21 protein-coding genes are annotated in these 21,339 nt (G+C 37.7%); 17 read left to right on the top strand and 4 right to left on the bottom strand.

The window, feature by feature from the left end; genetic code table 11:
- The first annotated feature begins 65 nt into the window (after positions 1-65).
- The 4 genes from NYE61_RS04450 (at position 66) to NYE61_RS04435 (ending at position 4,249) form a co-directional block, all read left to right on the top strand.
- Positions 66-641, top strand: a complete 576-nt coding sequence (locus NYE61_RS04450; protein ID WP_303447433.1) for a GNAT family protein — start codon at positions 66-68, stop codon at positions 639-641.
- A gap of 31 nt (positions 642-672) precedes the next feature.
- Positions 673-1,140: an SRPBCC family protein gene (locus NYE61_RS04445; protein ID WP_118889040.1), complete on the top strand. Its 468-nt coding sequence runs from the start codon at positions 673-675 to the stop codon at positions 1,138-1,140.
- A gap of 278 nt (positions 1,141-1,418) precedes the next feature.
- The gene (locus NYE61_RS04440; RefSeq protein ID WP_303447432.1) at positions 1,419-3,122 is read left to right on the top strand and encodes a methyl-accepting chemotaxis protein; all 1,704 of its coding nucleotides are present in this window, start codon (positions 1,419-1,421) and stop codon (positions 3,120-3,122) included.
- A 416-nt stretch (positions 3,123-3,538) separates the two neighbouring features.
- Positions 3,539-4,249: a hypothetical protein gene (locus tag NYE61_RS04435; RefSeq protein ID WP_118889042.1), complete on the top strand. Its 711-nt coding sequence runs from the start codon at positions 3,539-3,541 to the stop codon at positions 4,247-4,249.
- Positions 4,250-4,468: 219 nt separating this feature from the next.
- Here NYE61_RS04435 and rpsD read toward each other — a convergent pair whose 3' ends face one another.
- Complete coding sequence (gene rpsD / locus NYE61_RS04430) at positions 4,469-5,071, bottom strand: 30S ribosomal protein S4 (protein ID WP_095307362.1); 603 nt, start codon at positions 5,069-5,071, stop codon at positions 4,469-4,471.
- A gap of 469 nt (positions 5,072-5,540) precedes the next feature.
- Positions 5,541-6,023: a GAF domain-containing protein gene (locus NYE61_RS04425; RefSeq protein ID WP_303447431.1), complete on the bottom strand. Its 483-nt coding sequence runs from the start codon at positions 6,021-6,023 to the stop codon at positions 5,541-5,543.
- Between the two features lie 427 nt (positions 6,024-6,450).
- On the opposite strand from NYE61_RS04425, the gene refZ reads away from it, so the two are divergent.
- From refZ to NYE61_RS04395, 6 genes are all read left to right on the top strand, one after another.
- Positions 6,451-7,083, top strand: a complete 633-nt coding sequence (gene refZ, locus NYE61_RS04420) for a forespore capture DNA-binding protein RefZ (protein WP_118889043.1) — start codon at positions 6,451-6,453, stop codon at positions 7,081-7,083.
- A gap of 329 nt (positions 7,084-7,412) precedes the next feature.
- Positions 7,413-9,107: a septation ring formation regulator EzrA gene (gene ezrA, locus NYE61_RS04415; RefSeq protein WP_303447430.1), complete on the top strand. Its 1,695-nt coding sequence runs from the start codon at positions 7,413-7,415 to the stop codon at positions 9,105-9,107.
- Between the two features lie 116 nt (positions 9,108-9,223).
- Entirely contained in the window at positions 9,224-10,363 is a 1,140-nt protein-coding gene (locus tag NYE61_RS04410) for a cysteine desulfurase family protein (RefSeq protein WP_303447429.1), read from the top strand.
- A gap of 7 nt (positions 10,364-10,370) precedes the next feature.
- Positions 10,371-11,573, top strand: a complete 1,203-nt coding sequence (gene thiI / locus NYE61_RS04405; protein WP_095307355.1) for a tRNA uracil 4-sulfurtransferase ThiI — start codon at positions 10,371-10,373, stop codon at positions 11,571-11,573.
- 149 nt (positions 11,574-11,722) lie between these two features.
- The gene (locus NYE61_RS04400) at positions 11,723-11,920 is read left to right on the top strand and encodes an alpha/beta-type small acid-soluble spore protein (protein WP_095307354.1); all 198 of its coding nucleotides are present in this window, start codon (positions 11,723-11,725) and stop codon (positions 11,918-11,920) included.
- A 182-nt stretch (positions 11,921-12,102) separates the two neighbouring features.
- Positions 12,103-13,692, top strand: a complete 1,590-nt coding sequence (locus tag NYE61_RS04395) for an amidohydrolase (RefSeq protein ID WP_303447428.1) — start codon at positions 12,103-12,105, stop codon at positions 13,690-13,692.
- Positions 13,693-13,742: 50 nt separating this feature from the next.
- Here NYE61_RS04395 and NYE61_RS04390 read toward each other — a convergent pair whose 3' ends face one another.
- Entirely contained in the window at positions 13,743-14,543 is an 801-nt protein-coding gene (locus tag NYE61_RS04390) for an NAD kinase (protein ID WP_303447427.1), read from the bottom strand.
- A gap of 143 nt (positions 14,544-14,686) precedes the next feature.
- Between NYE61_RS04390 and NYE61_RS04385 the strand changes: the two genes are divergently transcribed.
- The 5 genes from NYE61_RS04385 (at position 14,687) to NYE61_RS04365 (ending at position 18,920) form a co-directional block, all read left to right on the top strand.
- Positions 14,687-15,283 carry a DUF2953 domain-containing protein gene (locus NYE61_RS04385; protein WP_095307351.1) on the top strand — a complete coding sequence of 199 codons (597 nt, stop codon included), beginning with the start codon at positions 14,687-14,689 and terminating at the stop codon, positions 15,281-15,283.
- The gene (gene ytfJ, locus NYE61_RS04380) at positions 15,283-15,753 is read left to right on the top strand and encodes a GerW family sporulation protein (RefSeq protein WP_095307349.1); all 471 of its coding nucleotides are present in this window, start codon (positions 15,283-15,285) and stop codon (positions 15,751-15,753) included. Before NYE61_RS04385 ends, ytfJ begins: the two co-directional genes overlap by 1 nt.
- A 150-nt stretch (positions 15,754-15,903) precedes the next feature.
- Complete coding sequence (tpx, locus tag NYE61_RS04375; RefSeq protein WP_303447426.1) at positions 15,904-16,404, top strand: thiol peroxidase; 501 nt, start codon at positions 15,904-15,906, stop codon at positions 16,402-16,404.
- Between the two features lie 254 nt (positions 16,405-16,658).
- A complete protein-coding gene (locus NYE61_RS04370) occupies positions 16,659-17,642 on the top strand; it encodes a class I SAM-dependent methyltransferase (protein ID WP_303447425.1) in 984 nt (327 codons plus the stop codon).
- Positions 17,643-17,735: 93 nt separating this feature from the next.
- The gene (locus NYE61_RS04365) at positions 17,736-18,920 is read left to right on the top strand and encodes an acetate kinase (protein ID WP_118889045.1); all 1,185 of its coding nucleotides are present in this window, start codon (positions 17,736-17,738) and stop codon (positions 18,918-18,920) included.
- Positions 18,921-19,125: 205 nt separating this feature from the next.
- Here NYE61_RS04365 and NYE61_RS04360 read toward each other — a convergent pair whose 3' ends face one another.
- On the bottom strand, positions 19,126-19,554 hold the full coding sequence (locus NYE61_RS04360) for a universal stress protein (RefSeq protein WP_303447424.1): 429 nt from the start codon (positions 19,552-19,554) through the stop codon (positions 19,126-19,128).
- Positions 19,555-19,690: 136 nt separating this feature from the next.
- Here NYE61_RS04360 and NYE61_RS04355 point away from each other — a divergent pair, with 136 nt between their 5' ends.
- A complete protein-coding gene (locus NYE61_RS04355) occupies positions 19,691-19,849 on the top strand; it encodes a hypothetical protein (protein WP_168927288.1) in 159 nt (52 codons plus the stop codon).
- A gap of 196 nt (positions 19,850-20,045) precedes the next feature.
- Entirely contained in the window at positions 20,046-21,167 is a 1,122-nt protein-coding gene (gene ald / locus NYE61_RS04350) for an alanine dehydrogenase (RefSeq protein ID WP_095307343.1), read from the top strand.
- Positions 21,168-21,339 lie beyond the last annotated feature (172 nt).

Genomic DNA, 21,339 nt, shown 5'->3' with positions numbered 1-21,339 from the left:
TTAATTTAGCTGCTTTAATATTCGAAAAAATCCTTTATAATGAGTAGAACGAATGGAGGGTTTCGATGATTAAAGAAGACACTTATAGTGATTTGCCAAAAATTGAAACAGAACGTCTCATACTTAGAAAAATAACGAAACCAGATGTACCAGATATGTATGCATACTGTTCAGATCCAGAGGTAACAAGATTTGTTACGTGGAACCCGCATCAATCGCTAGCAGATACAGAAGCGTTCGTCGAATTCATCTTAAACAATTATAAAAAGAAAAGTTTAGCACCATGGGGGATGGAATATAAAAAGACAGGAAAGATTATAGGAACGGTTGACCTTGCATCATGGAACCCAACTCATCAAAGTGCAGAAATTGCATATTGTATCCACCAAGACTACTGGGGATGTGGTTTAACGACAGAAGCGGCTAAGTCAGTCATAGCATTTGGATTTTCCAATATGGATTTAATCCGAATTCAAGCAAGGTGCTTTGTCGCAAATATCGGTTCCGAGCGCGTAATGGAAAAGCTCGGAATGACGTTTGAAGGGATTGTCCGTAAAGGGATGCTAGTAAAGGGAAAACATGAAGACTTAAAGCTGTATTCGATTTTGAAGGAAGAATTTGAATTAATAGAAATGAATTAGTTTATGAAACGATTCGAGGGAGGAAGTTCATTTGAGTATTCGATTTCAAGTGCATCGAACCATTCATGCATCACAAGAAAAAGTTTATGAAAGCCTGATCGATCTAGATGATGCAAAAGAGTGGATGCAGGGCTTTGGAGGAATTGAGCGATTAGATGAGGGCCCAGTTCAAGAGGGGAGTCAGTGGCTGGAAACAAGAAAAATATTCGGACAAAAAGCGACAGAGCACTTTGAAGTTGTTCAGCTAGTACATCCAGAGAAAATCGTTCTTCGCTGTGATGGAACAAAAGGAACAACAGGGAAGGGAGAGTTTATTTACACGTACAATCTCTTTTCGGAAAACGATATGGATACGGATGTTACGTTATCTGGAGAAATTAATGAACTAACTGGCATGGCGAAATTCTTCGGTAAAATGATGGGTGGTACGTTTAAAAAAGCTTGTGCGAAAGATTTGGATGCGTTGAAACAATATATAGAAAATGGGTTAAATGATTAATGTGAGTCAATGTATGGAAAAAACATGAACCTCGTTATAAATAGACCTCAAATTCTTGAGAGACAAGGATTTGAGGTCTATTATTATAAGGAAATAAACAGTTATCATAATAATTAGAATGGTTAATTCTCTGTAAAATTAGGATAACTACTTAAACTATTTTTGAAGTAATACGATATAGAATAGAAAGAGCTATATATTTATCAAGTTGATTTCGGAAAAGGAGTCAATAGAAGAAATATAGTAGACTACTATTATATAGAATGGGGTATCACAGCATGAAGAAGTTTTCAAACCTATTTAGTTTTAAAACCTTACGAGCTAAAATATTATTTTGCTTTTCTGTTGTTATTGTATTAACTATCCTTTTAAGTGGCTTTACCATTTATTCGATTAATGAAATAAACAGTGATTTAGAAGGGATAATCGATACGGAGCTTGAGCTGTTAATTGTAGACGAAGGGCTAGCATATGATATGGTCGAGCGTGAGAGTTTGATTCGTGGGTATTTATTATTTGATAGCCAACAATATAAGGATGATTTTCAAAATGGAATTGAAGCAAGCATTGCTTTAGAGAATCGTGCATTGGAGTTAAGTGATTCAGATGAGCTGCAAGTATTAATCGATAAAAAAATAGAGTGGGGAACGTTAACGGATGAGGTTTTTGCTGAATTCGAAAATGGGAATGAGGAAAGCGCAACAGAAATCATGGAAAATTCCGTACAGCCACTCGGTAATGAATTAATTGCTGGTTTTAATGAATTGGCGAGCGAAAGAGAAGTCATTATACAAGAATTAGGAGATACGGTAAAAGCAAACGGAGATTTCATCATGATCCTAGGGATTGTTATTTCCGCGTTAGTTATCGTTTTAGGCATTATCGTTGCCATCGCTACAGCTGCATCCATTACTAGACCTTTACGGATGGTAATGAATCGCATGCAATTAGTTGCTAATGGTAACCTGAATCAAGAGCCGCTTCAGGCGAAAACTACTGATGAGATTGGTCAGCTTGTGACAGCTTCCAATGATATGAGTGAAAGCATGCGAAACATTATGGTTAAGATCAATGATGTATCTACTACTGTAACTGCCCACAGTGAGGAGCTTACACAATCAGCGAATGAAGTACGTTCAGGAACAGAGCAAATATCCACTACGATGGAGGAATTGGCATCCGGATCAGAAACGCAAGCAAATCAGTCAGGCGAAATATCTAGCATGATGGCAATCTATACAAAGCAACTAGAGGAAGTAAATGAAAATGCAGACCAAGTACAAGGGGAGTCTAGCCAAGTAATACAGATGACTAGTGAAGGTTCTACTTTAATGGACTCATCCATGAATCAAATGGAAAGTATTGATACCATTGTGCAAGATGCAGTACAAAAAGTACAAGGTTTAGACGTTCAATCTCAAGAAATTTCGAAGCTAGTAGTTGTGATTCGGGATATTGCCGATCAAACAAATTTATTAGCTTTGAATGCAGCTATTGAAGCGGCGAGAGCTGGTGAACATGGGAGGGGCTTTGCTGTTGTTGCAGATGAAGTCCGAAAACTTGCAGAACAAGTCGCGCATTCCGTAACAGATATTTCCGGTATCGTGGATAATATCCAAAATGAATTTAGTATCGTTACGACTTCACTAAATAGTGGATACGAAGAAGTTAAACATGGAACACAGCAAATACGATTAACAGGAGAAAAATTTACAGGAATTCAAAAATCGGTAAGTGAAATGATAGACAATATAAATAACATTACTGCAAATGTTTCTGAAATAGCATCAAACAGTCAGAAAATGAATCATGCCATTCAAGAAATCGCTGCTGTATCTGAAGAATCAGCAGCAGGTATTGAGCAAACATCAGCATCTTCACAACAAACAAGCAGTTCAATGGAGGAAGTTGCAGGAAGTGCAGATGAATTAGCTAAGTTAGCAGAGGAATTGAATGGGTTGGTAGGGCAGTTTAAGCTATAGATGGTTGTTAAAACAGGGTCGTTCTACTGATGGTGAACGATCCTGTTTTCTGGTTTTAGCCCAAGGACATTTTTATTTGTAAATGAAAAATGGTTACATAGAACACTTTCGTTTGTCATTAAAATTTTAGTTCATTTTGTAATAGTGAAAGATGATTTAATCTCAATCTGGATACCAGGATTAGCAACATTAATAATTAATATTTCAATAGGCACTGTCTTAACTACATTAGGTAAGATTGCTTGAAGATATGAGGGATAATAGCAGAAAAATAGCATAAGCATCTGAATAGCCTTCAATTTTAAAGGATTCAGCAGGAAAAGAGAAACATTGTTACCAAAGAATAGTTGAAATAAAAGCAAACTGGTAATTCTAAGATTGTTTGTCGAAATTTAATAGTTGAGGAGGGAGTGTATATGAATTCCGGGTGGACAAATAAAGATTGGAAATGGCTAACAAGTATTCTCGTTGCAGTTATAATACTATCTTTTTCTTTTTGGCTAAGTGATTACAGTATTAATTTTAATATAATTTCCAGTTCCGTGTCTATAGCTTTAGCTATAGTTGCTATATCAATGTCCATGCAACAAAGTAAAGATAACCAGCGTACCTTAACATCTGTAGCTGATATGAGAAATGAAGTAATAAATCATATAAAAGATGTAGGTATAAAAGTAGATAAAATATCGATGACCGATATAACAGATTTGGTCCAAATTCTGGATAAAAAAATGAACGATGGTGGTGGTAAGGAAAAACAACACGAACAAGATAAACAAGAAAACGTAGTGCAAGGAGAAAAAACAAAAACATCAAAAGAGGAAGAGGAGAAGATAAAATTATACAACAAGTTTCTGGAATTTAGTACATTAGGTGAGAGTAACCGCAAATATAAATACCAATTTAAAATTCGAGTAGAGAATAGTGAAGAAACAATGGAATTCATAAGTAAAGTTATTGCTAAACATTTTAAAGGTGAAAACATCCTATACAACAAAGTGGGAAAGTATGAATATGAATTTGTTTTTGTTTCAGATATTCCAGAATTATATTTACTAGGTGATTGGATAAATACAGTATTACAACATCAAAGCACAGAAGTATTAGGAATCTTTCAAATAGGATAACTTAAGACACCTTAAAAAGAGGTGAACGTTTTAAAATTGCTCACATGTATCGTCTCATGTTATTGATTGGCGACTTTCCTCAAAATATAGGGAAAAAAACGCCCAAAAATCACCAACTTTAAATACATTAATCTACACTATAAAAAAAGAAACCCCCTAGAACACTTGATAAAACAAGGTTTCTAGGGGTTGAAATACTATTGAATATAAGCGCTTGGCTTAACGAGAGTAGAACTCAACGATAAGTTGTTCGTTGATTTCAGCTGGAAGTTCAGAACGCTCAGGTAAACGAGAGTAAGTTCCTTCCATTTTCTCAGCGTCAAATGTAGTGTATTCAGGTACGAAGCTGTTCACTTCAATTGCTTCTTTAACGATATCAAGCTTTTGTGATTTTTCACGTAAGCTGATTGTTTGACCTGTTTTTACAGAGTATGACGGAATATCTACGCGCTTGCCATCAACTAACACGTGACCGTGGTTAACTAGCTGACGTGCTTGTCTGCGTGTGCGAGCAAGACCAAGACGGAAAACTAAGTTATCTAGGCGAGATTCAAGTAAGATCATGAAGTTTTCACCATGGATACCTTTCATTTTACCAGCTTTGTTGAATAGGTTGCGGAATTGACGTTCGTTTAACCCGTACATGAAGCGAAGTTTTTGCTTCTCTTGCATTTGCAAGCCATATTCAGACATTTTTTTGCGCTGAGTTGGTCCGTGTTGACCAGGTGCGTAAGGGCGTTTATCTAATTCCTTACCAGTACCAGTTAATGAAATGCCAAGACGGCGTGATTTTTTCCAGATAGATCCAGTATAACGTGACATAGGACATATCTCCTTTATGTTTTATTTGCATAAAATAAAACGAGCGTGTCCGGGTCGTTGTTCATTTTGTTTTCATGTACCATCGCTCCAGCAGCAGAGAGTTACACGATACACCTTGGGGGGCTAGTGCCACCGCGAAGGAACAAAATGAGTGCAAGCGTCGGTTCACTTAGGCTACTTAATTATTTTACACAAAGGATAGTATATAATTATTAGAGATAAAAGTCAAGGAGAAATTGCAAAATAAATGAAGGCAGGGAGTAAATCAGGCTATGAATGCTGTTTCTGGTAAAAAAGCTGATATTCAAGCAAAATTGGCTGATCATCAAGAGAGAAAAGCTGATATTTAGGTAATAAAGACTGATGTTCACAATTAGCCGTACAATAAATTGTCCCAGCACTGAGTCGATCCCTTTAGTAAAAATAAAACTAGCAGCTTGGATTCGCTGCTAGTTTTGTTATACTAAGGTTATTGTAAATGCTTTTCTAAAGTAGTAACAAATTTTTCTAAGTAGGTTTGATCGATTTCATCAAATCGATTCTTAATAGGGCTGTCAATATCAAGTACACCGTATACTTCATCATTGATTATGATTGGTACTACAATTTCCGATTGGCTCGCACTGTCACATGCGATATGCCCTGGGAATTGATGGACATCGGCAATGCGTTGTGTTTGTTTTTCTTTTACAGCAGTACCACAGACACCTTTACCGAAGCCGATGCGAATACAAGCTGGGAGTCCTTGGAATGGGCCGAGTACAAGTTCATTATCCTTCCAAACGTAAAAACCAACCCAGTTTACCTCTTTTAAGAATTGATTTAATAGTGCTGATGCATTGGATAAAATAGCAACCTCATCCTTCTCACCATCTGTTAAAGCATCTAATTGTTTAATTAATAGTTCGTAACTTTTTACTCTGTCGTCTGAATAAGTTGTAGCCTGAAACAAAGTAAATTCCCCCTTTCTAAATTTAAAAAATACAAGTTCTTACGTCCAGCTCCAGCGCCCAGCGACTAGCGAGACTTCCCTCACCTCCGTACGATAAAGAAGACTTGCCGACTGGCTGTGCCAGAGGCTTAGTCGCACTTATACCCTTGTGGTGAAAGTCAACATCGACTCTTGGTAAAGGATGGCCGACTAAAACCAGGCTGCGCCTAACGTCGGCATACCCCTAAAGGGGCATGTTTCCTTTATCTCCTACGTAAGAATGTTCGGCAAGCCGAACCACCCCAAAATACGGGGCGCAGTCCGTACGTCGCTAACCAGGCGCTTCTGCTTTTGTGCAATTTCGACATGCATACAGTTTTTGTCGAGCGAAAATTGCAGGAAAGACAAGGTTCTTTGTCGTATTACTGATGTAAGGAGATGAGAATTAATGAAAAAGAACCCAACCAAACAAAAAGTAATTGAGGCAGCGTCTTCCCTGTTTTTCCAAAAAGGTTTTCATGGAACTTCCGTACGTGATATAGCAGATAAAGCAAGTGTTAACGTGTCATTGATCAGCTATTATTTCAAAAGCAAGCAAGGTCTTTTGGAATATGCCGTTACGAATTATTATGAAGAATACCTGAAAACAGTTGAAGAATCATTGGAAAATGCTGCTAATCTATCTCCATTAGAAAAGCTGAATGGACTAATTTTTACTATTATACAGTATAAACAAACTAATCATCAATTGACATGTTTCATTCAACGTGAGCTATCTTTAGATTCTGTATTCGTTCGAGAGATGGCTGTTACGTATTTGGCAAAGGAAAACTTTTATATTAAGCAAACGTTCTTTGAAGCGTTAAATGGTAGAGTAAAAGGAGATACACGTGAGTATATGCTAATGCAATTGAAAGGACTCTTAATAACGCCTTACATTTTACACAACGATTGGAAGGAACAAGTTGTCGGGGCGTATTCACATCAAGCTTTTGTAAGGAAATATGTTAAAACAATGCAAAATTGGCTTGATTTTATAATTGAGGGAGCTTCCACGAAACGGAATCAATTTATAAAATGAAGCTTTATTCATTGGGACCCTCCATATTCAATGGCTTTAGTTCCCGCACTTTTAGATATGAGGGTATTACAGCACGCTGAAGTGTGGAAAAAACAGAACTGAACCGCTCCAGTTTTTTCATCATATTGTGATAAAATGAAAAAACGTGGCGAATCTGCAATTAATTTGTATTTTTTTAGCCAAAAATGCTCATTCCATGGTATCATATGTATTATATTTACGAAATGAATATTCCAATAAAAAAATAAGACCATTTATAAGTGATTTTTTTATAGAAATAGAACTTTTGACAGGGAAACCTCTTATTGAAACTGGTTGGGAGGCATAGTATGGGGTACATCATCGGAGCGATTTTAGCAATCATCGTATTAATTATCATTGGACTTATTTACCGGAAACGAATTTATGACAGGGTGGATCAATTAGAGAGCTGGAAGATGGATATTATGGAGAGAAATGTCGCATCCCAGCTGAGTAAAATTAAGAAGCTTAATTTATCCGGAGAAACGCAAGAGAAATTCGAATCATGGAAAGAGCGTTGGGAATACATCATTACAAAAGAACTTCCAAACATAGAAGAACATTTATTTGATGCGGAAGAAGCGGCTGATCGATTCCTTATCAAGAAGGCAAATGCGGTCTTGAGTAAATTGGAAGAGACACTTCAAGGAATAGAAAAAAGCATTGAAAGTATTTTAGGTGAGTTGGATGAATGGCTTAAAACCGAGGAATTAAGCAGGCAGGAAGTTGCTGATTTAACACCAGTGTTGAAGGCGTTACGGAAGAAACTTTCACAAAGTCGCTATCTCTATGGAAAAGCAGAACTTCAGTTTGATAATAAGCTGGATGAGCTGGAAGACAAATTAGCTTCTTATCATGAATTGGTTGAGGCTGGTGACTATATGGAAGCGAGCCAAATTGTTCAACATGTAAAAGTTGAACTAACTGAATTAGAAGAGATTCTGAATGAATTTCCAGCAATCTACAAAAAATGTAAACACGATCTTCCTTCTCAATTCGACAATTTACTTGCAGGGATTAAGGAAATGAAAGAAGACGGTTATCGAGTCGAGCATCTTTCCTTAGAAAAAGAAATCTATACATATCAGGAAAGAATTTCGGACGTACTGGAGCAGCTGGAAGCTGGTGACATGTCTGAAGCAGATGGACTCATCTCGGAAAGTGAAGAGAGAATTAAAGAAATGTATGAGCTTTTGGAGAATGAAGCACATGCGAAAAATTATCTCGAAGCACATATTCCTGAATATGAAAATTCCCTCGAAGAGCTTGGAGCAACTTTCGACGCGACGAAAATCGAAGTGGAAGAAATAAAAAAAGCTTATTATGTTGAAAATAATGATTTAGAACGATTTTTATCAGTTGGTAAGACAATTGCCAAGTTAAGTGAACAATTACAAAAGCTATCTGATAACATGGAAGAAGAAGGAAAGACGCATACAGAGTTACGTGAGCAGGTAGAGGATGGCTTTAAGAAAATAACAGAACTAGAAGAGAAGCATAAAGAGTTTAAGAAAAGCATCCATAATTTACGCAAAGATGAGATGGAAGCTAGAGAAAAGCTTGCTGAGATGCGAAATCAAATTACGTACCTGAATCGCCGGTTAAAGAAAAGCAATATTCCCGGTGTACCAAACTTTATTTGGTCAAGTATAGAGACGGCTGTTGCTAAAAACGGTAAAGTTATTGAAGCGTTAGAGAAGCAGCCATTGGACATGGCGGCTGTACAGCAAGCATTAACAGAAGCGCAAAGTTCCCTGGAGCAATCTGCAGAACAAGTAGAAATTATGTTAGATCAGGCATATTTAACAGAACAGGTTATTCAGTATGCAAACAGATACCGAAGCAAGAATTCAGAACTTGCTGCTAAACTGAAAGAAGCGGAGCGTCTTTTCCGTGCGTGTGAATATGAATTATCACTTGAAAATGCAGCAAAAGCTATTGAAGAAGTAGAGCCAGGTGCTTTGAAGCGAATCGAAGCAAACCAAACGGCTGTTAATAGCTAATAACAAAGGTATTCCGCATAAGCGAATGAGGGCTGTCTTTAAGAAACGTTATTCAGTTTCTTAGGTCAGCCTTCCCTTTTTGTTTTTGACTATCTATAAATGAGGAGTTTAATGAAATGATTTATTTAGACAACAGCGCAACAACAAAACCACATCCATCCGTGCTGGAAAGCTTTCAGCAAGTATCCAGCACGTACTTTGCTAATCCTTCGTCGATACATCAATTAGGTGGAACTGCGGAGAAACTCCTTTTGACTGCGAAAAAACAAGCAGCAGACATAATTGGAATCGGTGTGGATGAGGTTGTATTTACTTCTGGTGGAACCGAAGGGAATAACACAGCGGTAAAAGGGATTGCCCTCGAGCATCAAGGGAGAGGAAAGCATATTATCACATCTTCTATTGAACATCCTTCGATATATGAGACATGTCAAAGCTTGGAAACATTAGGGTTTGAAGTTACCTATTTACCAGTAGATGAAAACGGAGTTGTATCTGTAACAGAATTGGAAAAAGCAATTCGTAACGATACGATTTTAATAAGTATTATGCATGTCAATAATGAAACAGGCTCAATCCAACCTATAGAAAAAATAGGTGAAATTGCAAAGAAATACCCGAAGCTATTCTTCCATGTGGACGCTGTTCAAAGTATTGGCAAGGTCCCGCTCAAGTTAAAAAATAGTGGAATTGATATATGTACCTTTTCTGGTCATAAGATTCATGGTTTGAAAGGTACTGGTATGCTCTATATAAACAATCGCACCAAACTGTTCCCGCTCCTTCATGGGGGAAATCAAGAGTACTCCATAAGATCAGGAACGGAAAACCTCGCTGGTTCTGTTTCGTTTGTAAAAGCATTACGTATAATAAAAGAACGTGAAAAAAATGAACACCATCATTTATTAAACATGAAAAACTACTTGTACGACGAATTAAATGAGATGGATGGAGTAGAAGTAAACACTCCGGAACTTGCTGCAGCTCATATTATTAATATGTCTGTACCGGGTATTAAACCAGAAGTAATTATTCATATGCTTGGGGAACAGGAGATTTATATCTCGACGAAATCCGCTTGTTCATCTAAACTGAAGGATGAGAGTAAAGTATTAGCTGCTTGCGGTTATGGGCGTGAACGAACAACAACTGCATTACGCGTAAGCCTATCCTATGATAATACGATGGAAGAAATGAAGTTGTTCATTCAAGCATTAAGTAAAGCAATCAAACAATTTAAAGAAGCAATGGAGTAGATTATCTATGCAATATGATCATATATTAATTCGCTATGGTGAAATGTCATTAAAAGGTAAAAACATTAAGCAGTTTATTATTCGCTTGCAGGAAAATATTCAAGCGAAGCTAAAAGACTTTCCAAATGTAAAAGTTAAACGAACTCAAGGAAGAATGTTCGTTCTTTTACATGGAGAAGATCCGAAACCAATTATGGACAAGCTTCAAAAGATATTTGGCATCCACAGCTTAAGCTTGGCCATTATGGTGGACAATGATTTAGAAAAAATTAAAGAAGCAGCATTATACGCGTTGAAAGAGAATACAGATGTAAAAAAATTCAAAGTGTCTGTTAAACGTATTAATAAAGATTTCCCTGTACGCTCACAGGAGCTTAATCAAATTCTTGGTGGACATTTATTAAAAAACACAGAAGATATTCTTGTTGATGTTCACCAGCCTGATTTGGAAATAAAGGTGGAAGTTCGATTAGAAGCAACGTATATTACTTCCAGTGTAATTCCTGGTCTAGGAGGGCTGCCTGTTGGAACATCAGGAAAATCACTTTTGCTTCTTTCGGGTGGAATTGATAGTCCGGTTGCAGGCTATCTAGCGATGAAGCGTGGTGTACAACTAGAAGCAATTCATTTTCACTCTCCACCTTTTACGAGTGAACGTGCGAAGCAAAAGGTATTGGATCTGGCAAAACAGCTGACGAAATATGGAAAAGCGATTAAAATTCATATCGTACCGTTTACGAAACTGCAGCAAGAGATTTTCCGTGAGATGCCTGACGAGTATGCGATGACCATCATGAGACGGATGATGTTCCGTATTAGTGAACGCGTATGCGAACAGGAGTCAATTCTATCACTGACAACAGGAGAAAACCTCGGCCAGGTAGCAAGTCAGACGATGGAGAGTATGCACGCAATAAACGAAGTAACGAATTATCCAATCATACGTCCGTTAGTTGCGATGGATAAGCTGGAAGTTATTTCGATTTCACAGGAGATTGGAACATACGAAACCTCCATACTGCCATATGAGGATTGTTGTACGATTTTTGTACCAAAGTCTCCAAAAACAAAACCGAAGCGGGTAAAGATCAATCATTATGAATCAAAGCATGATTTCGCAGCATCGATTGAAGAAGCAATCGAAAATATCGAGACCATAACGGTTTACGACAAAAAGGATATCGAAGAGTCCTTTAGTGATTTGTTTTAGTGTGTGTTCTCGATGTGTCATTTTCACCGGAATTTTGAACAACCGCTTTTAACAAATATTAGACAGAACTAACAGGAAATACCAATTTTATTTCTGCATGTTTTCCCTCCAGGTGACACATTCTATAAGTACCAAGGAGGTGAACTAACATGGCGACAAACAATTCAAACCAATTAGTAGTTCCTGGTGTTCAACAAGCACTAGATCAAATGAAGTATGAAATTGCTCAAGAATTTGGTGTACAACTTGGTCCAGACACAACTTCTCGTGCTAACGGTTCTGTTGGTGGAGAAATTACGAAACGTCTAGTTTCAATGGCTGAACAACAGTTTGGTGGTATGCAATAACAATAATTAAATAAAATTGGCTGGAGCTACTCTTGAATTCAAGAGTAGCTCTTTAGTATTATTCGAGGCTAACATTTTTAGGCATTTCTAAACTTGCAAGCAAAAAATGTTGCTTGCATTTTCCACTACCAATGCGTAGAGTTTTAAATAATCGAATACTTTACAGATCTAGGGGGAAAAACATGGGAGTGTTATGGTTTGGTGGACAGATTTATACGTTGGAAAATGAAGGAGAAGCTGTTGATGCAGTCTATACTGAAAAAGATGCAATTAAGGCAGTTGGTACATATGAATCGATACACAAGCAATTTGATAAACAAATTGAGCATGAAATAAATCTTCAAGGTAAAACGATGCTTCCTGGATTTGTTGATAGTCACCTGCATATCATTGGTCATGGTGAAAAGCTATTACGCCTGGATTTATCACAAATGAAGTCAGCAAGTGATGTCAAAGCTGCATTAAAGGGAAGAGTAGCGCAGCTGGCCGAGGGAGAATGGCTAATAGGAGAAGGGTGGAATGAAAATCAATGGGATGATCCAGTAATCATTCATAAATCAGAACTCGATGCAATCTGCCCAGATAACCCAATGATGCTTACTCGTGTTTGCAGACATGCATTGCTCGCTAATTCCAAGGCGATGGAGCTAGCTGGTGTTGATAATACAACCCTAGATCCAGATAGCGGAATAATAGTACGAGACGAACAAGGGGAGGCTACAGGATACTTTCATGATGCCGCACAAGACATCATAAAAGGAATGATGCCGGAAGTAACGGGGAGCTATTTAGAAAATGTAATTAAAATAGCGGTAAATGATCTCGTATCAAAAGGATTGGTTGGTGGCCATACGGAAGACCTTTTTTATTATGGAGGTTTCAAAAAAACTTTGGACGCATATTATCGTGCAATACACACTTCTAATAAATTTAAGGCGCATTTGCTAGTTCATCATGAAGTGATGGATGAATTATTTGCAGCAAATCTAGGTTTTAGGAGCGGAACTGAGTATGTTGAACTCGGAGCCATTAAGATTTTCTCTGATGGGGCTCTCGGGGGAAGAACAGCATGGCTCAGCCAAAGCTACTGTGATGATCCAGAAAATAGGGGTGTACCAATGCATACGAAGGCAGATCTTGAAGGACTTGTTGCAAAAGCAAGATCCCGTGACCTACCAGTTGCAATCCATGCGATCGGTGATCAGGCACTAGAAGAGGTAATAGCTGTTATTGAAAAATATCCAATACAAGGGGAAAAGCGAGATCGGATTATTCATGGGCAAATTTTAAATGAATCCACATTGCAAAGGCTTAAATGTCTTCCGGTAGTGGTTGATATCCAGCCGACATTTGTTGCCTCCGATTTTCCATGGGTTATTGAACGAATTGGGTATCAACGTCTTCCACTTGCCTACGCTTGGAAAACATTACTCGATAATCACATAAGGTGTGCAGGTGGTTCAGATGCACCTGTAGAGCAGGTAGATCCCTTGCTTGGTATAGAAGCAGCAGTACGGCGTCAGTCTACATTTGATGGGAATATATACAACGGCGCTGAACAATTATCAGTCTTTGAGGCAGTACATCTATATACAACCGGCAGTTCATATGCTATTGGAAGGGAATCATCAAGAGGATTTATTAAAGAAAATTACAAAGCAGATTTCACTATTTTAGAAGATGATATTTTTCAAGTAAAAGAAGATCAGATTCATGCGATTCAAATTGCGATGACAGTTATTGATGGGGACATTGTTTACAGTCGTATGTAGCGTATCCAAAAATCCTTCTCGGGAGATAACGAGAAGGATTTTTTAAGCTTTTATAAAAATGTTCGTTTTACGCGATCCCAATAAGAGTTATTTTTCAATTTTACGGTTTTGATGACGCAATCGTCCATCGTAACCTGAATATTATCGATTTGACGAATTGGATGTGCTTCATTATCGAGACTAATAATTGGATAATCATTTCCTGTTTGAAGTACATTAAGTCTTAAATGACGATTCTTATTTAAAATGAATGAGGAACCAAGTGTACGATACTGATTATTATTCAATGACGCAACTTCAGAAATTTGAAAGCATGCTGTTAATGGGTCAATAACGGCACCGTTGGCAGATTTCGTGTAGCCGGTGCTGCCAGTAGGTGTAGCGACAACTAGACCATCACCACGGAATGTTTCGAAATGGTTTCCATCAATTTCTACATCCATTACGATTGTTTTTACAATTGTCGAACGAATGGTTACCTCGTTAAGACAATAAAAGGAATTGCCATCATTAATCTGTGCTTTAATAATCGGAAATCGTCGTACCTCTAATTCATCATGTTGAAGGGAATGGAGCATCTGATCAAAGTTATCAATGTTGAAATCACAATATAACCCAGATTGCCCTTCACGTGTGATTCCAGTATAGAGACAGTCCTGTCTGAAGCCTGTTTTTCTCACAGCTTGCAGGAACGCACCATCACCGCCAACGCTCACGATAAGATTGGCATCCTTGTGGTTATCAACGATAGTGAATCCGTTTTCAATAGCTAAATTTTGTAAGGTTTCAACTTTATCATCTGTTTCTCCGTCTCTATTATAATAAAAAAACATGTTTTTGCGATTGTCCATTACTAAACCCTCCAATTGCTACCATTTTCTTTATCATAGCACTCCTTTTTTTAATATCCTAATAATCAGGCATTAAAACGTTTAAAAATATTGTAAATGCTACAGACTAGTGACAAAAGATTGTGTAAGAAAGTTGGCACGATATGCTGCTTATCATTTTACTGGTAATTATTCTGTTTTTATGGCTAATATTCCTATCTCATGTTTACATTTCCATGCAGTACATTTATGACCAGACGAAACAGCATGTTACTGTTTCTGTATTTATTTTGCGAATCAGATTGTATAAAAAATACTACGATCTCTCCAACATCAATGAAAAATCGAATACAAGCAGTGAAACTGATTTGAATTTCTTTTCAGGAAGAATAAAATCGTATCATCAAAAACTTCAAAAGGTTGATCAGCTTTTAAATACTGTTCTAAAGCCAATTTGCTTGCGTCATTTTACATGGAGTACAGTTGGGGGTACCGGAGATGCAGCTCTTACCGGCATCATGATTGGGGGGATATGGACAATTAAAAACACTGTGAGTCTCTATTTAATAAACAAATTACAATTGAAATGTAAGCCAATTATTCATGTTGAACCTAATTTTCAACATCGATTTTTATATACAAATCTAGATTGTATGTTATCGATGCGTTTAGGGAAAGCTATGTACGTTTTTACAAAGCGGAAGAAGTATCTTCAATTGATGAAGGAAGCTTTACAAGCTGATAAAGGAGGAAATGAATAATGGAAGAGCATCCAATACAAGGTTTAATGACAACCGCCATGGAGAATCTACAGAAAATGGTGGAAGTAAATACGATTATCGGAGACCCAGTTAAGTCGTTGGATGGGAGTTTGATAATCCCTGTATCGAAAGTAGGTTTCGGTTTTGCTGCTGGAGGTAGCGAATTTAGCCCGAATCAATCTAATGGTGACGCAGAGGCTACGCTGCCGTTTGGAGGTGGAAGTGGGGGAGGAGTTTCAATTACTCCAGTCGCCTTCTTAATTGTTAACGAGAAAGGCATTAAAATGGTTCATATGGATCAGCATATTCAACTGTACGAAAAGATGATAGACTTTGCTCCTCAAGTAGTTGATAAGGTGCAACAGTTCATGAAAGAATCTGCTAGTTCAAAAAAAGATAATAATAAAGAGGAAAAAGCAAAACAAAAAGATGAGCGACATGGGGATGGCCCGCTTCAATTTGATATCTAGAATAGGTTTTATCTCAAACTATTTTGGGTAATTGTATGATGAATGCCTCGTTCACATAAATTTAACAGTTTTTCAGCTCGAATTATTGGACAGGCAAAGTGGTTATCTTCATAATAATGGTAGGTTTAAATAAAGGGAGGAATACAAACGATGGTAAATGTTACTTTTAAGCAGGAGCCTGTTACGTTAGTTGGGACTGAGGTTAAAGTAGGAGATAAAGCTCCTGATTTTAAAGTGTTATCCAATGATTTAAAAGAGGTTACGTTAAAGGATTATAGTGGAAAAGTAAAATTAATCAGTGTTGTTCCTTCTATTGATACTGGCGTTTGCTCCGAGCAGACAAGACGCTTTAATGAAGAGGCAGATAAGTTAGATAATGTTGTTGTCTTAACGATTAGCATGGATCTGCCATTTGCTCAAAGTCGCTGGTGTGCTGCTAACGGAATTAAGAAAGTTGACACACTATCAGATCATCGCGATGCAGATTTTGGCCAAAATTACGGTGTATTAATGAAGGAATTGCGACTGCTTGCAAGAGCAATCTTTGTCGTTGATTCCAATGATGATGTCAGACATGTAGAATACGTTGAGGAAGTATCTACACACCCTGACTACGAAGCAGCATTGAAAGCTGCTGGTGAAGCAGAATAAGGAAAGAAAAATCTCTCCCGTTTTACGAGGAGAGATTTTCCTGGTAAAGGCTTGCTCAACAGTTCACCAAATAGTCTTTTTTTTAGAAGGATAAAAAGTAACAGTGAGATTTTTTACATAAAAGCAATGGGGGTCAGCCCCTATGTTATTTTAAATTTTGAGGTTTTTTAAGACTGATTACAATTTAGTTTACATGTTGTTGTATAATTTGTTACACTGGAAAAGTTGTGAAAGAATAGAATGGGGGATAGTTCATGGAAAAATCAAGTGTCGAAACATTATTCGGCTGGTTGGATGAAACAACGACAATCATTCAGCAGCACCTGAATGAACCGTATCTCGATAGCCTAACAGTTGCGATGGAATACTTATTTTATGAAGGTGCACCTGAAGACATGGACGATATTTTAAATCGAAAATTACATAGCGCTTTAGCAAACATAGATTTTCATTCTTTTGAAGTTGAAGATATCCGTAAGGCAGTTCAACTCGTAATCTTAAAAGGAATGAAAGACGCAACGCAAGAGCAACATGTGATGACACCAGAGTCAGTCGGGTTAATTGTAGGGTATCTTGCCGGCAAGCTCACAAAAGATAAAGAAGAGCTGCGTATTTTTGATCCGGCTAGTGGAACGGCTAATTTACTGACAACTGTTCTTGGTCAGCTCAAGCAAAATGTAAAAGCTTATGCTAGTGAAGTTGATCCAACCTTAATTCAGTTATCTGTTATTAATGCGAACCTACAGAAAAAGGAAATTGAGTTTTTTCATCAGGACAGCTTAAGACCATTCCTGATTGATCCAGTCGACTTAATTGTTGCCGATTTGCCAATTGGATACTATCCAGACGATATCGTAGCGAATGAGTACCAGTTAAAAGCAGATGCTGGTCATTCTTACGCACATCACTTGTTTATCGAGCAAAGTTTGCGTTATACAAAAGAGGCGGGTTATCTGATTCTAGTCATCCCTGAATTTCTTTTTGACAGTGACCAATCAGATAAGCTGCATGCATATCTTCAAGAACATGCTCATATAATTGGGGTTATTCGCTTACCTGAATCAGCATTTAAATCAGAAAAGAATGCAAAGAGCATTCTCTTGTTGCAGAGAAAATCCGCAGCAACAAGTGCGCCAAAACAGCCGCTACTTGTACAAATGCCATCTTTTAAGAATGCAAATGCGACAGCAGACATCCTAGGCCAAATGAACAGATGGTTTGAAAATTACCAAGCATAAATGGACTGTAAAAGCCCCAACCTCTAAGTGTGGGGAGAGGGATCCCGTCAAATGATTTCACTTTATCAACATTAATTTTAGGAGTTGACAGCAATGAGTAATGTATTAGCAATTAATGCAGGTAGTTCTTCATTAAAATTTCAATTGATAAAAATGCCAGAAGAAGTGGTTACGGCGATCGGATTAGTTGAACGAATTGGAATGAGTGATTCAATTTTTACAATTGAAGTAGATGGAAATAAGAATAAAACAGTAATCGATATTCCAGATCATGGTGTTGCTGTTAAGATGCTATTGGATTCTCTGATTTCTACTGGTGTGATTCAATCATTTGATGAGATTAATGCTGTTGGACATCGAGTTGTACATGGTGGGGAATTTTTCAGTGATTCTGTATTGATTACAGATGAAGTTATTGCAAAAATTGAAGAAACATCTGAGCTTGCACCATTGCATAATCCTGCGAATTTAACAGGAATTCATGCATTTAAAGAAATTTTACCGAACATACCAATGGTTGCTGTATTTGATACGGCTTTTCATCAAACAATGCCGAAATCTTCTTATTTATATAGTTTGCCACGTGAATATTATGAGGATTTTGGTATTCGCAAATATGGTTTCCATGGCACCTCACATAAGTATGTTTCGGAACGTGCAGCTGAATTAATGGATGTTCCACTTGATAATTTACGTTTGATTTCCTGCCATATTGGAAATGGAGCAAGTATTACAGCGATCAAAGATGGTAAGTCATTGGATACCTCCATGGGCTTCACTCCACTTGCTGGTGTAACAATGGGTACCCGCTCTGGTAACATTGACCCTGCGCTTATTCCGTATATTATGGACAAGACTGGTAAGACGGCCGATGAAGTTATTAATGTGTTAAACAAAAAAAGCGGAATGCTTGCATTGTCTGGATTCTCCAGTGACTTACGCGATATCGAAGAAAAGTCAGATACGGATCCACGTGCAGAGCTAGCATTGAAGGTTTTCGCAGACCGTATTCATAAATATATCGGTTCTTATGCTGCAAAAATGAACGGGGTAGACGCAATTATCTTTACTGCCGGTGTAGGAGAAAATAGTACAACCATTCGTGAGCAAATCCTAACTGGATTAGAGTTCATGGGAATCTATTGGGATCCTAAACTCAACGATGTTCGTGGGAAAGAGCAATTTATCAATTACCCACATTCACCAGTAAAGGTTATTATTATTCCAACCAATGAAGAAATAATGATTGCGAGAGATACCGTACGTTTAAGCAAATAAACCATTGAGGGCTTTGTCAAACTATTTATGACAGGTCCTTTTTACTCTCGATGAAATTGAGTATAAATCTGTCGGAACTTGAACACAATTACTATGAAAATAAATAAACATAGATATGGAAAAATAAAGCGCCTTGGGTTACCCCAAAGCGCTTTGTTTACGTCCAATCCAACAACTAGCGAGACTCTTCCCTTCCCGCGCGTTATTATCTTACTACTAAAACATCACAGGATGCATATCTCGTAATGCTTTCAGATACACTTCCAATTAGAAAGCGCTCAACTGCATTCATACCAGTCGCACCACAAATAATTAAATCAGCATTAAAATTTTCAGCGATATCTTTCGCAATTTTTACTTTAGGAGAACCGTATTCCACACACCTAATTAAGTCAGTTAGTCCAACAGCATTTGCATTCGCAACATATGCGTCGAGTAATTCCTTTGCATATTCCTCTGCTCGCTCTGATAATGTACGATCATATGCCTCTGCTGTTGCAAAACTACGGGAATCAACTACATGTGCAAGGATAAGACGAGCATTGTTACGTTTTGCGATATCTAATGATTTCTGAAACGCCTTTTCAGCAGCTTCTGATCCATCAACGGCAACAATTATATTATTATATTCCATAATTTATCTCTCCCTTCTATACTTAGTATATACCCAGATTTAGCTGAATGTAAGCGTGGTAATAGTAATTTGGTAATAAAAGTTATGCGGTTGTTACAGATTTTAGAACATACTATACCTATGGAGGTGAAATGCGATGTCGAAAAAGGCAGGGAAACATGAAAAGCTTTTTGAAGATAACGAAGGAGTTGCCGCTGTTCAGAACCAATTAAATGAAAGTTATCAAAGTGGTGTTATTGAAGACCAACTGCATAATAATAAAGGAATCTACACATTTAATAATCAAAAGAAGTAATAAAGGCTAACAACTGAAGATGTTTAAAAAGTCTGGTTCATCATCGTTCTTTTTGAACTCGCACTGATAGGGGAGAACGGTGAATTATCGATTCTCCCTATTAATCGGTGCTTTTTATACATGCATTTGATACAATTAGATTAGTGATTTGTTTGGATAATTTTGACTACATATAAAAGCATAAGGGGGCGTAATCATGAAAATTGGAATACCAAAAGAATTGATGAACAATGAAAATAGGGTAGCTATGGCGCCATCCGGAGTTCTCACTTTAAAAAATGCTGGACATGAAGTCTATGTTGAAACGTCAGCTGGGATGGGGTCAGGCTTTACAGACGAAGAGTATGTTGCAGCTGGTGCAGTCATCGTGAACACTGCCAAGGAAGCTTGGTCTCAAGAAATGGTGATGAAAGTAAAGGAACCGCTCCAAGAGGAATTTGAATATTTCATTGAAGGACAAATTTTATTTACCTACCTTCATTTAGCAAATGAGCCTGAGGTAACGAAAGCGTTAATTGCTAAAAAAGTTGTGGGGGTTGCTTATGAAACGGTTCAGCTGCCGAACCGAACACTGCCACTATTAACTCCAATGAGTGAGGTGGCTGGAAGAATGGCAACGCAAATTGGTGCACAGTTCTTGGAAAAGTCTAAAGGTGGCAAAGGAATCATTTTATCCGGAATCCCTGGTGTTAGTCGCGGTAAGGTTACCATAATTGGTGGGGGCGTTGTTGGAACAAACGCGGCGAAAATTGCGATTGGATTGGGTGCTGAGGTTACAATTATTGATTTGAACCCAGATCGTTTACGGCAGCTTGATGATATCTTCGGTTCCTCAATCAATACGTTGATTTCCAATTCATTGAATGTACAAGAAGCTGTGAAAAAGTCAGATCTTGTAATAGGTTCGGTTTTAATTCCAGGCGCAAGAGCACCGAAGCTTGTAACAGAAGAAACCGTAAGTGAGATGGAAGCCGGCTCTGTTATTGTCGACGTTGCGATTGATCAAGGTGGTAATTTTGAAACAAGTGATCGAATTACTACACATGATAATCCAACATTTACAAAGCATGGTGTACTACACTATACCGTTGCCAATATGCCAGGAGCTGTACCGCGAACATCGACGATTGGGTTAACGAATGTTACCGTACCATATGCATTGCAATTAGCAAATAAAGGGGTTAAGCGTGCAAGTCTAGAAAATGAAGCACTTTTAAAAGGGATTAATACTATAGATGGTTTTGTAGCGTATGAAGCAGTTGCAGAAGCACATAACTTAGCATACGAAGATGCTCGTGTATTGCTGCAAAAAAAATAAGAGCACTAGGCTCTTAAGTCAAGCGGCCGAACGCAGAGTTGATGGTGTCTCACCTCGTGGCACCATCATCCTGTATTCGCCATTTATGCTCCAAACGCAGAACATGGAACCGCTCTACTTCTCAATAGCGCCAAATCCAGAACTATGACACCATTCCACTTCAAAACAGCGC

Source organism: Oceanobacillus sp. FSL W7-1304 (assembly GCF_037969805.1).
Classification (GTDB): domain Bacteria; phylum Bacillota; class Bacilli; order Bacillales; family Amphibacillaceae; genus Oceanobacillus; species Oceanobacillus profundus.
The sequence above is the reverse complement of the archived record's forward strand: the minus strand, read 5'-3'. Positions and strand labels throughout refer to the sequence as shown.

Coding starts and splice junctions, on each gene's coding strand:
- NYE61_RS04450 (WP_303447433.1), top strand. CDS start 66: ATGATTAAAGAAGACACTTATAGTGATTTGCCAAAAATTGAAACAGAA.
- NYE61_RS04440 (WP_303447432.1), top strand. CDS start 1,419: ATGAAGAAGTTTTCAAACCTATTTAGTTTTAAAACCTTACGAGCTAAA.
- NYE61_RS04435 (WP_118889042.1), top strand. CDS start 3,539: ATGAATTCCGGGTGGACAAATAAAGATTGGAAATGGCTAACAAGTATT.
- rpsD (WP_095307362.1), bottom strand. CDS start 5,071: ATGTCACGTTATACTGGATCTATCTGGAAAAAATCACGCCGTCTTGGC.
- refZ (WP_118889043.1), top strand. CDS start 6,451: ATGAAAAAGAACCCAACCAAACAAAAAGTAATTGAGGCAGCGTCTTCC.
- ezrA (WP_303447430.1), top strand. CDS start 7,413: ATGGGGTACATCATCGGAGCGATTTTAGCAATCATCGTATTAATTATC.
- NYE61_RS04410 (WP_303447429.1), top strand. CDS start 9,224: ATGATTTATTTAGACAACAGCGCAACAACAAAACCACATCCATCCGTG.
- thiI (WP_095307355.1), top strand. CDS start 10,371: ATGCAATATGATCATATATTAATTCGCTATGGTGAAATGTCATTAAAA.
- NYE61_RS04400 (WP_095307354.1), top strand. CDS start 11,723: ATGGCGACAAACAATTCAAACCAATTAGTAGTTCCTGGTGTTCAACAA.
- NYE61_RS04395 (WP_303447428.1), top strand. CDS start 12,103: ATGGGAGTGTTATGGTTTGGTGGACAGATTTATACGTTGGAAAATGAA.
- NYE61_RS04390 (WP_303447427.1), bottom strand. CDS start 14,543: ATGGACAATCGCAAAAACATGTTTTTTTATTATAATAGAGACGGAGAA.
- NYE61_RS04385 (WP_095307351.1), top strand. CDS start 14,687: ATGCTGCTTATCATTTTACTGGTAATTATTCTGTTTTTATGGCTAATA.
- ytfJ (WP_095307349.1), top strand. CDS start 15,283: ATGGAAGAGCATCCAATACAAGGTTTAATGACAACCGCCATGGAGAAT.
- tpx (WP_303447426.1), top strand. CDS start 15,904: ATGGTAAATGTTACTTTTAAGCAGGAGCCTGTTACGTTAGTTGGGACT.
- NYE61_RS04370 (WP_303447425.1), top strand. CDS start 16,659: ATGGAAAAATCAAGTGTCGAAACATTATTCGGCTGGTTGGATGAAACA.
- NYE61_RS04365 (WP_118889045.1), top strand. CDS start 17,736: ATGAGTAATGTATTAGCAATTAATGCAGGTAGTTCTTCATTAAAATTT.
- NYE61_RS04360 (WP_303447424.1), bottom strand. CDS start 19,554: ATGGAATATAATAATATAATTGTTGCCGTTGATGGATCAGAAGCTGCT.
- NYE61_RS04355 (WP_168927288.1), top strand. CDS start 19,691: ATGTCGAAAAAGGCAGGGAAACATGAAAAGCTTTTTGAAGATAACGAA.
- ald (WP_095307343.1), top strand. CDS start 20,046: ATGAAAATTGGAATACCAAAAGAATTGATGAACAATGAAAATAGGGTA.